Genomic DNA, 12,489 nt, shown 5'->3' on the forward strand with positions numbered 1-12,489 from the left:
GATATCTTATGAAAATTAAAATAATCTCAGTAGGAAAGATAAAAGAAAAATATTTTAAAAATGCTATCGATGAATACTCAAAAAGGATTAGTAAATATTCAAAACTAGAATTTTTAGAAGTTCCTGATGAAAAAGCACCAGAGAGTTTATCTGATAAAGATATGGAAATCATTAAGGATAAAGAAGGAGAAAAAATATTATCTAAAATTAACAATGAATATATTATAGTTTTAGATATTTTTGGTAATCAATTAGATAGTATAGACTTATCCAAAAAAATAATTGATATTTTTTCTTATCAATCTTCTGATATAGTATTCATAATAGGAGGATCATTAGGTTTATCAAAACAAGTTATAGATAAAGCAAATTTGAAATTATCTTTCTCTAAATTAACATTTCCTCATCAATTAATGAAGGTATTATTATTAGAACAAATATATCGTTCATTTAGAATTATTAATAACGAGCCGTATCACAAATAGTTGCAACTTATGATATAAACACCATAACAAAGCCCTTTTAGGTTTTTTTATTTATTTCAGGGATGAAATGATTTTTATTTAGATTTATGATATTCTAAATTAATAAACCGTAAGGGGATAACTATTCAGTCCTCAAATGAGGGCTGTTTTTAAGGAGAGGAATATATGAAACACATAGATGAGTTTGTCAAAATTGATTTGCATATTCACAGTGAGGCAAGTAAAACTAAAAGTGGTGATGAAGGCTTGGTTTCGGGTATGAACAAAGATAATATCGAAACACTGTTGGATAAATTAGATGATAATAAAATAAATGTATTTTCAATCACAGATCATAACACATTTGATTTTGAACTTTATAAGTTGATTAAAGATACAATTGCACAAGGCAGTTACGATAGTATCAAAAATATTCTACCTGCAGTAGAATTTGATTTAGAGTTTGACCCAGAATTTTATGAGGTTGTAGAGAAAGAAAGTGAAATTGAACTATCTGAAGATAAAAAATGTACCATACATGTAATATCAATCTTCAATGATAATAATCAGGATGAGCTAAGTAAACTTAGCGAAAACTTGAAGGAATTGTACAAAAAGAAACTTAATATTCTACATCAAGAGAGTATTGAAATAGGTGTGGAAATTGCCAAGAAGAATATAAACGTTGTTTTTAATGAAAACGACTTAAGTGAGTTATTTAAAAGCATTAATGTTAATTTTTTGCTTATAGCTCACCAAAAAGGACCATACATGAATAGAAGCATGAAAACTGAAAACGATTTTACAAACTTGAGTTATCAGATTAAGGAAAAATTGCTTTTTATTAAATATTTTGATGCTTTGGAGTTTAAACAGCTCAGATCAAACATTTCACTTAAATCTTATTTAAGAGGAAAAGCAATAAATTTCATTTCCGGATCTGATTGTCATAATTGGAATTTTTATCCTATGAATAGTGAAAAAGAACTTAATACACACTCGAAGTTGATTCAGAAAGAAGATAATAGAAGATTCGAATATACATATTTGAAGTGTGATTCTTCTTTTGAAGGATTAAAAATAGCACTAACTGGAGACTCTGATTCTAGAATTTACTTGTCAGAACCGAATGTGGAAGATAGAGTTTATTTAAAGTCTTTAGATGTGAAAGTCTCAGGGAATCCAATTAACATTCCTCTTTCTTATGGTATTAATGCGATTATAGGTAACAATACAAGTGGCAAAACTTTATTGATTAATACTGCATTTGATAAATTCAACGAACATGGAAACGGAGAGCCATTTTGTAGAAAGTATGATTTTTGGCCAAGCAAACTTAATTTGAATGAGTTTGACTATGAGTTTATTGCACAAGGCGACATTGTTAATAAATTTTCTAAAGATAAGGAACTAGAGAGGGAGTTTGATGGGAAGTTTAAGGATATAGATTATTCAAAGTATGATCAAATCATAGAACAGGCATCAATAAGGTTGCTTAGAAAAATTAAATATAATACAGACGTTAAAAATGCTCAGAATGGACTAGATATTGATATTAAATTACCAAGCAGAAAATTAAAACCTTATCAGCTTGTTATAACTACTAGTCCTGCTAAAGTTGTTATTAGAAATACTCGAGTAATTTCACAAATTGAAGCTGTAATAGATAAACTATTTTTAATCTACCCAACAGTAAAACCACTTTTTCACAAAGTGATACATGAGATTTTACAGTTAATAATTCCGGTATATAGATATTATACGAAACAGAAAATTGATGACAATAAGTCAAAAGCAATGGTTGATGCATTTAGACAAAGTATCTTGGATTATAATAATAAGACTAGAGAAAATCAAAGTCAGTATTCAGATACGAATCAATTCTTGAATGTAAATGATTCTAAAATTGTGATTTACAATAACTTTATCAATTTATTAAAATTGAAGGATGTTGTGTTGTCACCACCCATCAAAGAAGGAACAAATTATAACCCTAAGGATGCGGTGAACACAGAAGGTGATTTCAAATTTATTAAGTCGTCAGAAAACATTTTGAATGACAAGACCTTGAAAGAAATCCTTGAATCTCCATTTAAAGCTAATTATAAGTATGAAAACATATTGCAAATGACAGTAGAACAGGCTATTGACGCTTTAGTGCAAAACAGTACCGATATAGTTAACTCTACTTCATTAAGTGAAAGATATAGAGCTCTATTACAAAGAAAAATTAGTAGTGATTATAGAAAAGTTAAGCTTAGCATAGTTGATAGTGAAAACGGATTGAAAAATCAAAGTCCAGGCAAGAATGCGATAACATATTTACGATTAAAGAATATATCAAATCAAGAAAATATATATGTCATTGATCAACCAGAAGATCAAATAGGACCGACTGATATAAAGAAAAAGCTAAAGTCAATATTGAGAAAACTAGCTTCTAAATCTCAAATCATAATGATAACACATAACCCGTATTTAGTTGTAAATCTTGATGTTGACAATGTAATACAACTAGACAACACATCAGGTAAAATGGAGGTAAGCTTTGGTGCATTATATCATAAAGATAATGGTAATATAATTGACATAGTAGCAAATTCCCTTGAAGGTGGATATGAAGCAATTAAAGAGAGGATGGATAGATATGAAAGAAATAATCATTAAAAAAAATAAGAATCAAATAGATGTGCAAATTAATGAAACAAAAATCTGTTCAGTAACTTTAGATGATAAGGTGATTAATGGCTCAGATTTATATAAATCTTATAGTTGGAATATTGATGATGAATATAAACTTTCTGATTCAAATGAAAGTATTGAAAAAGAAGAACATGAGAAGACTAATATAGATTATTTATATGAGAATGTTTGTGAGTTTTTTTCAGGATTGATTTTAAGAATTCAAGAAGAGAAGGAACTTCTTCCATCTGAAAATAATCAAATTAATGCTGATGTTAAGGATAGGATTGAAAAAATTAAAATAATTTCCGAAGAAATACTTGAAGAGGAATAGTGCATTTAGTATGGAGAGTTATTGATTTGACTAAGTATTGATAAAAATTAGTAATACAGATTTAACAAAAAGTATTTATCCTTATTTAGATATTGTGAAATGATATTGAAATCTCATATTTATTGAATTGAGTTCAGAGGGCATTTTATGGGCAATTATGTTAAACATCATTACATCCCCCAATTTATTTTAAAAAGATTTTCACACGATAATAAAGTGAATGTTTTTAATCATATTAAGTTTTCATTAACAAGTATATCAATAAGAAACCTATTTATGGTTGAGAATCTTTATGACTATTATGTTTATGAAGATATTAAAGTGATAGAAAAAGAGTTGGCTTCTAAAATTGAGTCCCCAATGGGACAAATCTGTAGTCGAGTAGTTAAAGAGTTAAAGGAAAAACCAAAAAACATAACCTTTACTAGAAAGGAACTATTGATTATTAAGAAATATATGATGTTGCAGTTTTATAGAACAGAAGGCAATATGACATATTACATTGGCTCTAATATTAGTAGAAAGAATGAATTATCTAAGTATAATATTAATCAAGACTGTTGTTTTTAAAAATAGTAGAGGAGAGATGGAATGTTTACTGTTAAAAAATATATTATCGGACTACTTATTGGAACAATGATTTTTTCAGGTATTGCCATAGTGGATGATATGATAGTGAAAATATCAATGGCGGCAGCTTCATCAGTAGCTTTTACAGTAGTAGGTAGTTTTTATTCAGCTGGCTTAATAACTAGTAAAGCTGAAGGCGGTAAGGCTAGAATGATAATTTTTGTTATATTACTTTGTTTTTTTCAGTATGTCTTCACTCAAATAGCCAAAGGTATAATATGGTTATTCTCATTTCCAATATGGATTTATATTGCTATTTTATCCTTTTCAATAGCAGTTCTTATCTTAGTAATGTTATATAAAGACAAAAAAGTCAAACAAAAATATAATGCAATTTTTAAGATTGAGAATAGAGTTGATGATTCCAGTGAACAGACATTAAATAAGTCTCCTAGTGTTGATGATAATCCTATTGTTAAGTATATGACTATTAGGGAGTTGTTGAAAAACGAGAAAAATCTAGACTATATTAAAGCTTATCATAACAATCCGCATAGTCCCGGTTTAGAATATGTGAAAGTATATAAGAGTGCGTTAAATCATTCTAAGATTAAAGGCTATATTAAGATGGATAATGCAACTGCTTTTTGGGGGGATGTATATTATGCAGAAGATAGAAGATGGATGAAGTTCGATTATTAGTTATTATTGGCAACTTAAAAAAAGGAAGGATGGATAAGTATGTCAGAACCAATTAAACATCATTTTATCCCACAGTTTATATTGCGTAATTTTTTAGATGAAAACCAAATAAACTATTGGAACATGAAAACTGGGAAGTTTGAGAGAAGAAATCCAAAGAGTATTTTTATGAGAAAGAATCTATATAAGGATGTTGAAAATCATCCTGATGAGATTATGACTATAGAAAAGAAATTTGCATCTTTAGAACGCGAGGTATCAGAGTTAATCAATAATAAAATACTTGATAAAAAGGAAATACGAATTACAAGAGCAGATAATGAGTTACTGAGAAGATTTTTGTTTTTACTAGGTTTTAGAAGTGAAAATAGGAAACGTCAGTATCGCGATGAATTATTTGATCAATTTACAATTGAAACTTTAAAACCATTTGTCAAAAATAATAATTATGTAGATCTTTGGCTAAGAGAGTTAAATGAGATGCTAGATTTGGCATCTTTCGGAGAACTACAGAATAATAAAGAAATTTCAACTGTTATTAAGATGGATTTGCAAAGTGAGTTAAGAGACTACTATATGAGTTTTGTTGAAGCCAGAGGGCAAGAGTTTATCCTTTCGGATATTTATCCAACTACTGAGATTTTCCCTATTGATATATCAACTAAAACCAAAATCGATTTACACGCCTTTTTCCCAATATCTCCAAATAGAGTACTAATCCTTAATTATGTTATTTTCAGAAAAGATAGAAAAGTAGATGAGCCAATGATAAATGCAATGAGAAATTTTTCTAGAGTTGGTCCTACAATAATTGAAATTCCAAGAGTTAAATATGTTAAAAGAGGTACTTTTAGTCAAGAAGACGAGTATACTTATACAGTTAGAAAGATTTATGAAGATGAAGTATCTTATATCAATAGTCTTTACTTAAACGAGGCCAAGGACGGGTTTATATTTAATGACTTTAGTAAAGTTTTGAAATCAATTCAAAACTACAATAATGTTGAACAATACAAAAGGAAAAACGCTTTTGAAGGAGTTGAAGATATCATAAATAATTCATAATTAGTTGCACCTATTTACGATACAACGAGCCGTACCATACCATAAGTAATTGGAACATATGATATAAAGCGCATAACAAAGGCATATACATCGTTTAGCATTTACAATGCATGATTCATATATGGTCAGAATTACCTGTCTTTTATAATTGTTCACTATATAGTATAATTGAACAGGAAGAGATGATACTTCAGACATAGGAGGGGTTTGAATGGCAAAAAAAGAATACACTACTATATTAGGTATCAGTATTTCACTATTTTTATTAGGTTTTCTATTGTTAGTAACTAGCACAGTTTTGCAAAACAGTGGAAGTGTACAGCCGTGGATTTACAACATTCTAGGATTTAGTTTCTTTCCTGTTTGTTTAGCAAGTTTGTTTATATTATTAAAAAATCGTAAGAAGATCAAAGAATACGAAGATAACAAGAAAATGGAAAAAGGTAGAGAAATTGTTGAGAATAAAGATGATACACTCTTAAATCTCAATGCGTTGTTAGGGAACACTAAGAAATATTCATTCATTATTCCGCTAGTTGCAGGTGTTGTATTGTTAACTTTATGGGGTGTTATACTTGATCTCTTAATGGGATATCAGCTCGAGGAATTTGATATCTATAGTTCTTTATTGGTTATTATGGCTACTGGAATATCTTCTTTTGGGACATATTGGAGTTATCGTAGAAGAGTCAAATATCTAGAACTATATGATAAAGATAAAGAAACACTGAAAATTGAACTAATCGATATAAAAAACAATCAAGATAAACATACTAGAAATTATGATATTACAGATATAAATTATATTGATTCGCTTTTATTGGGTTTGGGTGAAAACTTGCATCAAACCAATCCTGAAGAAGCCTTACTAAAATATCTTAAAAAAACATACGGACTAAAAAAATACAAAAACTTATGGTATTTTATACCTCCCCAAGTCTTTGGATTAATTTTCATTATATTTCATGGTGGTTTATCAGTCTTGAATGAAGGTAACTTTTGGTTCACATGGATTGGAACAAACTTAGTATTCGGGACAATCTATATAATGTTTAGATTATCACAAAGAGAAGGTAAATACATTGTTGAAAACTATAAGCAAAACAAAAAAGATACAATTAAGTACCTTGAGCAAAGGAGATTGGTTATATTAGGAATTAGTACAAGGTTCAACCCTCAAGTAAATACTTTGAAATACGATATATTAATCCACTTAATTAAGAGGGTTGATGTTAATCAGTTTGAATAAATATCGGGGTATTAATATGGAGTGTGATAAGATATTTGGAGAATTAAAGGACTAAATTGGCTTTATAATGAGTTGCTACCTTGTTTAGAGAGCGTTGTTGGATCTACAATTGCTTCAATTATTGTACTAATACTTTTTATTTGTATCCTTGCAATTGTAAGTGTGTCTATAGGGGTTATAATTAGATTTTTTAGGGATATATTCTAGATGGAACATAACCCATAATATGTTCCAACTAAAAATGAGACAACGAGCCATACTATAAGTAGTTGCGGCTTATGTCACAGACACCATAACAAAGCCCTTTTTGGGCTTTTTTTATTATTTTCAGGGATGAACTGACTTATAGAAATGTTTATGATATACTGATTTTAGAAACCGTAAGGGGAAAACTATGCTGACCTCAAATGAGGGCTGTTTTTAAGGAGAGGTATATGTTTGACGTAACTACTGAAAAATATAATGGAGTAGAATTTCATTTTATAAAATATGAAAAATTTACAACTAGATTGAAAGATTATTTAGATGAATCACTTTCAACAATTTATAAAGGTGATTTCACTCGTGATATTGAAGTTGTAAAAAACATGTTGAGAAAATTCTTTTTAAATAAGGCTAAATCAACTACTTTATATGGTTCAATAGCTGAACTGTTAATTCATTTATTTTTAAAGAATCAAGGCGCATTACAACTATCACTTTTTGGTAATCTTGAGGAGATTAGAACAATTAAGAAAGGTTTTGATGGATATTATTTACACAAGAATATCGAGTGGATTATGGAAAGTAAATCTAGTAAAAGTTCAACAAAAGGTGTTACACATTTAAAAAATATTAAAGAGTCTCATTCAGATATAGAAATGAAAATAAATGGTAGTCGTCCTGAAATCAACCCATGGGAAAATGCATATAATCATGTGAGATTAATAGAAATTGATATAGACAAGAGTATTTATAACAATTTAAAAAGGATGTCGGATCTATATGAGAAAGATGTATTTCAAGAGATTGAAAAATATAACATTATTAACTCATCTACTATAGGGTTTAAATCGAATGAAAATATTTTTGATAAGTTTAGTGTAAATGACTTTGATAATTTTATTGCCCAATCCAAATTTAAAGATATGATTATCATTTGTATTGAACACAAAATTATTGTTGATATCTTGAGGTACTTCAATATAGAAAATGGTGATACATATGAGTAAAAATTTAAAACAAGATTTATCAAACCTTAAAAGAAATAATATGTTCCAAAATATCATGAAAAAATTATGTTTATCTAAAGAACTAGAGACTACTGAAGAAGTTTTTATACTGAATTTTGCAATGATCCTTATAGAAATGTATAAGAAGTATAACAAAAAAACATTAATTGAGTTCTCGTACTTCGTAATTTTGAAATATTCACTTACATCAAAAAATTATTTACCGTTATATGATTTTTCTTATGAAATGGGATTTTACCCAATAATTGATGAGATTTTCAAACATAAACTAGTTGATTTCGATAGCCCTAGACAAGTAATTTACCATTCTTTAGTTAATGATTACAAGGATGATTATGTAAATACTTTTGAGCAAAAAGAGTCTAAAAGCAACTTCATTAAGTCTAAAGAAAAAGAAATTAGTTATACTGCACCTACATCATATGGCAAAAGTGAAGTTATGATATCTCTGGTAAAAGATGGAAATTATAACAATGTTTGTATTATTGTCCCCTCTAAATCATTGTTAGTTCAGACTTTCAATAGTCTTAAATCTTCTGAATTAAATTATAAATTGATTCTACATGATGAAATGTACAAGCCTGATGAATCTAGGAAGAATCTCTTTATTTTAACTCAAGAAAGGGCATTACGCTTATTTGATAAATGGAAACCAGACTTTGACATCATTTTTGTTGATGAAGCACATAATTTGCTGGACTTAGATTCAGAGAGAAGGTCTGTTTTGTTAGCTAGATTTCTCAAAAAGTATAAGAAATCTAGAAATACTAGAATTGCATATCTTTCACCTTTTGTGGCTAAAACGTCTAGTTTGAAGATGAATGATGTAGAAATTTCTAATTATAAGATTGAATACAATATGAAAGAACCAGAATTGTATTTGTACAACAAACAATGTGAAACTTATTATTACAATCGATTTACTAACGAATTTTACTATATAAAAACTGACTATGATTCGTATTTAGAATATATCATTGAAAATTCTAATCAGAAGAACTTTGTTTATATTACTCAACCAAAGAAGATTGAAGAGTTTGCCCATCAGTTAATTAAACATTTACCTGACATTGAATCAAATGATTTAGCTGAACTTATTTCAACAATAGAGGGTGAAGTCGATACTAATTATAATTTAGTAGAATGCTTAAAAAAAGGGGTAATATATCTTCATGCTCAAATGCCACAAATTATAAAAGAGTTTTTAGAGAGTAAGTTCAAAGAACTTTCAGATTTGAAGTGTGTAATAGGTAATAGTGTTGTTTTAGAAGGAATTAACATGCCTGTTCAAACTATGTTTATTTTGTCACAAAGTTATCTAAACGAGAAGAAAGCTCTTAACCTCATAGGAAGGGTGAATAGATTAAATTTTATTTTCAATTCAAAAGAGAATAATCTTGATATGCTTGTGCCAAGAATTCACTTTGTAGATACTGTTTACTATAATTCAAGAACATCAAAGCTAAGTAATTTCATGCTAAGATTACGTTCAACAGATTTTGATGATGACATTAAGAATCCTTTACTCGACAATTTCGAAAACATTACTGAAAAAGAAAGAGTAATACTACATGAAGAGGAATGCTTAGATGAAGATACAAAAGAAGATGTTATCAAAAATCTTGAGAAAACATTAATCAAAAATGGAGTAAGTAAATTTTATAAGAACTTTGAAGTTAGTTTAAAAAGAATTTACAATAATATTGTGAAATTAAGAGATAATTATGAGAACATATATGACAGGCTATATGCAATATTTATTCGATCTAATGAGAATAATACTGTGTATGGAGTAAAAAGGTTGCAAAAACCCGAGGCTAGAATGTTCTACCATTATTACTTAGCTAACAACTATTTCAAAGGTCTAAAAGAGAATATTAGATTGCAATATACATTTTATAAAACAAAAGTTAATGATGATTACAAATTGTATGTTGATAAGTTCGGAGAGATTTCATATAGAAGTGATGATTATGAAGAATCCTTCAAGAAATGCTATATTAATTTAAAAGGGAAATCTGATAAGGATTTAAAAAACATTGCAATTAGAAAAATAAGTGTGGAAGAAAAATTTATCAAGTATACATTGGGATCATTTGTAGATGCGATGTATGAATTAGGTTTAATTGTTCTTGAGGAATACAACTATTTCCACTATGGTACAACGAGATTAGAAGAATTAGATCTTATATATAGGGGAATACCATTTTATCTTGTAAAAGCTATAACAGATGACAAACAAATTGAAAACATTATTATAGATAATTTTGGGAACCTATTAGCGAATCAAATATTTTTAGAATATCTAAAGACAAAACCAGTTCTTTTTAGATTTGAAGTAGAAAAATATATCATGAATGTTTAAAAGGAGTTAACTATGGTTGATTATGAAAAAAGAAGGTACGCAATTTTAAAAGAATATTTTAAAAATAAAAATAGATATATATACGAGAAACACATAGTGTCTATTTTAGATGATCTAAAAGAAATGTTTGACAAACATAGTGTAGTTATGGAACAGGGAACCATATTATATAGAAGTCAAATTGGTTCTGAATGGGTTGAAGAAAATGGTAATGGGCAGTTACTACCTTATAATAAGGCTAGAATGTATCCAAGAAAAAGACTTGCTCGAGAAGGAAGAGCAAACCCTAAGGGAATTCCCTACTTATATTTAGCATCCGACACTGAAACATCACTCAATGAGGTTAGAGCATGGCCAGGACAGGAAGTGTCAACGTGTACATTTACAAGCGAAAAAGAGCTAAGATTAGTAGATCTAAGTAAAAAAAGAGAGTCAGGACTAGCATCAATGGTTATCAATATCAAAAAGGGTAAGATTATGTCCAAAGATTCTAATGACAACTTACTTGGTGAAATTAATCAGGCTTTTACTACTCCAGTGAGAAATTCGGATGATTCATCAGATTATGTAGTCACACAAATTATATCAGAACTTATAAAAACAGAAGGATATGATGGGATTGTGTATAACTCTTATTTTACAAAAAGTGGTAAGAATATTGTGATTTTCGATAGTTCTAATATGATCATTAAGAATGGTCTTGTTTTTAGAATAAATGCATTTAATATTGAATATGAGCAAATTTCGAATGCTGTTCGATATAAAAATTAACTAGATTTTAATTGTTAAACGATTCATATTAAGTTGCAATTAAAAGTGATACAACGAGCCATATCATAAATGATTAAAAAAATGATATAAAAAGCATATCAAAGCCCTTTCGGGCTTTTTTTATTTGATAGGGACATGTAACATATATGAATTTGTATCCAAAAGATGAAAAATTATTTGAGACTATACTATATATGGTGGAATACTTCATACAATTAACTTTTCCTATTCCAAGGATATAAAATCTTAAAAAAGAATCGAGAATACTTGAAGGAGGTCTTTCAAGAGAAATAATAATTTTATGACAAGATTTTGTAGGTTATATCATATTAGAATAAGGTGTGAGTTTAAGAAATTCAATATCATCCTTTTTACTATCTATCAATGTATCAATTTTTAGTGATATGCTTTTTTTTATAACCTGTGTTATTATTGTTAATGAAATATATTTCAGGACATTGTTTAAAAACTTGTGTATATATTTACAGAAGCAATTTATTGTGCTTATTGAATGGAGAACTGCGTGGATTACAATATTATTAAAGAAATTTTAAACGGAGATAAAAATCAATTTAATCAACTCATAGATAAGTACTACTATGAGATCTTTAAGTTTACATATAATCAAGTGAACGATGTCGAAAAGACAAAAGATGTTGTTCAAGAAATATTCATGAGGATATATAAAAAGCTAAGCAAATATAATCCTAAGAAAGCGTCTTTTAGAACATGGATCTATAGGATTGCGAATAACTACTGCATTAATTACCATCGAGACCATCATAAAGATCAACATCTTGTTCTTCATGGAGAAAGAATATCGGATTCTGAAGATATATTGAACAACTTGATAAAAAAGGAAGATGTTTCATATATTTTAGATCTTATGGAAAAAAACTTGAGTCAAAGAAACTACAAAATACTGATTTTGCATTTTTATAGCGATTTATCGCAAACAGATATTGGAGAAACTATGAATCTTGCGCCTAAAACAGTTAGAAATATTGTTTCAGAAAGCATTCAAAAAATTAGAGCATTAGTCGGAGGTGAATGAC

At 28.3% G+C, this 12,489-nt stretch carries 11 protein-coding genes; all 11 read left to right on the top strand.

Annotation, left to right across the window (positions count from 1 at the left end; translation table 11 throughout):
- The first annotated feature begins 8 nt into the window (after positions 1-8).
- The 11 genes from rlmH to HF295_RS07625 all read left to right on the top strand — a co-directional run bounded on the left by rlmH (position 9) and on the right by HF295_RS07625 (position 12,488).
- A complete protein-coding gene (gene rlmH / locus HF295_RS07575) occupies positions 9-485 on the top strand; it encodes a 23S rRNA (pseudouridine(1915)-N(3))-methyltransferase RlmH (protein ID WP_312031567.1) in 477 nt (158 codons plus the stop codon).
- A 165-nt stretch (positions 486-650) separates the two neighbouring features.
- Positions 651-3,131, top strand: coding sequence for a hypothetical protein (locus tag HF295_RS07580; protein WP_312031568.1), 2,481 nt, complete (start codon positions 651-653; stop codon positions 3,129-3,131).
- Positions 3,112-3,480 (top strand): hypothetical protein, encoded by a 369-nt coding sequence (locus tag HF295_RS07585; protein WP_312031569.1) that lies wholly within the window; start codon positions 3,112-3,114, stop codon positions 3,478-3,480. Before HF295_RS07580 ends, HF295_RS07585 begins: the two co-directional genes overlap by 20 nt.
- A gap of 147 nt (positions 3,481-3,627) precedes the next feature.
- The gene (locus HF295_RS07590; protein WP_312031570.1) at positions 3,628-4,050 is read left to right on the top strand and encodes a DUF4238 domain-containing protein; all 423 of its coding nucleotides are present in this window, start codon (positions 3,628-3,630) and stop codon (positions 4,048-4,050) included.
- A 21-nt stretch (positions 4,051-4,071) separates the two neighbouring features.
- Entirely contained in the window at positions 4,072-4,752 is a 681-nt protein-coding gene (locus HF295_RS07595; protein WP_312031571.1) for a hypothetical protein, read from the top strand.
- Between the two features lie 39 nt (positions 4,753-4,791).
- The gene (locus HF295_RS07600) at positions 4,792-5,817 is read left to right on the top strand and encodes a DUF4238 domain-containing protein (protein ID WP_312031572.1); all 1,026 of its coding nucleotides are present in this window, start codon (positions 4,792-4,794) and stop codon (positions 5,815-5,817) included.
- Between the two features lie 211 nt (positions 5,818-6,028).
- Positions 6,029-7,066 (top strand): hypothetical protein, encoded by a 1,038-nt coding sequence (locus HF295_RS07605; RefSeq protein ID WP_312031573.1) that lies wholly within the window; start codon positions 6,029-6,031, stop codon positions 7,064-7,066.
- Positions 7,067-7,500: 434 nt separating this feature from the next.
- Complete coding sequence (locus HF295_RS07610) at positions 7,501-8,277, top strand: hypothetical protein (RefSeq protein WP_312031574.1); 777 nt, start codon at positions 7,501-7,503, stop codon at positions 8,275-8,277.
- Positions 8,270-10,663, top strand: a complete 2,394-nt coding sequence (locus HF295_RS07615; RefSeq protein ID WP_312031575.1) for a DEAD/DEAH box helicase — start codon at positions 8,270-8,272, stop codon at positions 10,661-10,663. Before HF295_RS07610 ends, HF295_RS07615 begins: the two co-directional genes overlap by 8 nt.
- Positions 10,664-10,675: 12 nt before the next feature.
- Positions 10,676-11,434 carry an RES family NAD+ phosphorylase gene (locus HF295_RS07620; RefSeq protein WP_312031576.1) on the top strand — a complete coding sequence of 253 codons (759 nt, stop codon included), beginning with the start codon at positions 10,676-10,678 and terminating at the stop codon, positions 11,432-11,434.
- Positions 11,435-11,945: 511 nt separating this feature from the next.
- Positions 11,946-12,488 (top strand): RNA polymerase sigma factor, encoded by a 543-nt coding sequence (locus HF295_RS07625; protein WP_312031577.1) that lies wholly within the window; start codon positions 11,946-11,948, stop codon positions 12,486-12,488.
- Position 12,489 lies beyond the last annotated feature (1 nt).

The organism is Hujiaoplasma nucleasis, from assembly GCF_013745115.1.
In the GTDB taxonomy this organism is placed as follows: domain Bacteria; phylum Bacillota_I; class Bacilli_A; order Izemoplasmatales; family Hujiaoplasmataceae; genus Hujiaoplasma; species Hujiaoplasma nucleasis.

Excerpts from the sequence above, each read along its gene's own strand:
- HF295_RS07580 (WP_312031568.1), top strand. The coding sequence starts at position 651 with ATGAAACACATAGATGAGTTTGTCAAAATTGATTTGCATATTCACAGT.
- HF295_RS07585 (WP_312031569.1), top strand. The coding sequence starts at position 3,112 with ATGAAAGAAATAATCATTAAAAAAAATAAGAATCAAATAGATGTGCAA.
- HF295_RS07610 (WP_312031574.1), top strand. The coding sequence starts at position 7,501 with ATGTTTGACGTAACTACTGAAAAATATAATGGAGTAGAATTTCATTTT.
- HF295_RS07615 (WP_312031575.1), top strand. The coding sequence starts at position 8,270 with ATGAGTAAAAATTTAAAACAAGATTTATCAAACCTTAAAAGAAATAAT.
- HF295_RS07595 (WP_312031571.1), top strand. The coding sequence starts at position 4,072 with ATGTTTACTGTTAAAAAATATATTATCGGACTACTTATTGGAACAATG.
- HF295_RS07605 (WP_312031573.1), top strand. The coding sequence starts at position 6,029 with ATGGCAAAAAAAGAATACACTACTATATTAGGTATCAGTATTTCACTA.
- HF295_RS07590 (WP_312031570.1), top strand. The coding sequence starts at position 3,628 with ATGGGCAATTATGTTAAACATCATTACATCCCCCAATTTATTTTAAAA.
- HF295_RS07600 (WP_312031572.1), top strand. The coding sequence starts at position 4,792 with ATGTCAGAACCAATTAAACATCATTTTATCCCACAGTTTATATTGCGT.
- HF295_RS07625 (WP_312031577.1), top strand. The coding sequence starts at position 11,946 with ATGGAGAACTGCGTGGATTACAATATTATTAAAGAAATTTTAAACGGA.
- HF295_RS07620 (WP_312031576.1), top strand. The coding sequence starts at position 10,676 with ATGGTTGATTATGAAAAAAGAAGGTACGCAATTTTAAAAGAATATTTT.
- rlmH (WP_312031567.1), top strand. The coding sequence starts at position 9 with ATGAAAATTAAAATAATCTCAGTAGGAAAGATAAAAGAAAAATATTTT.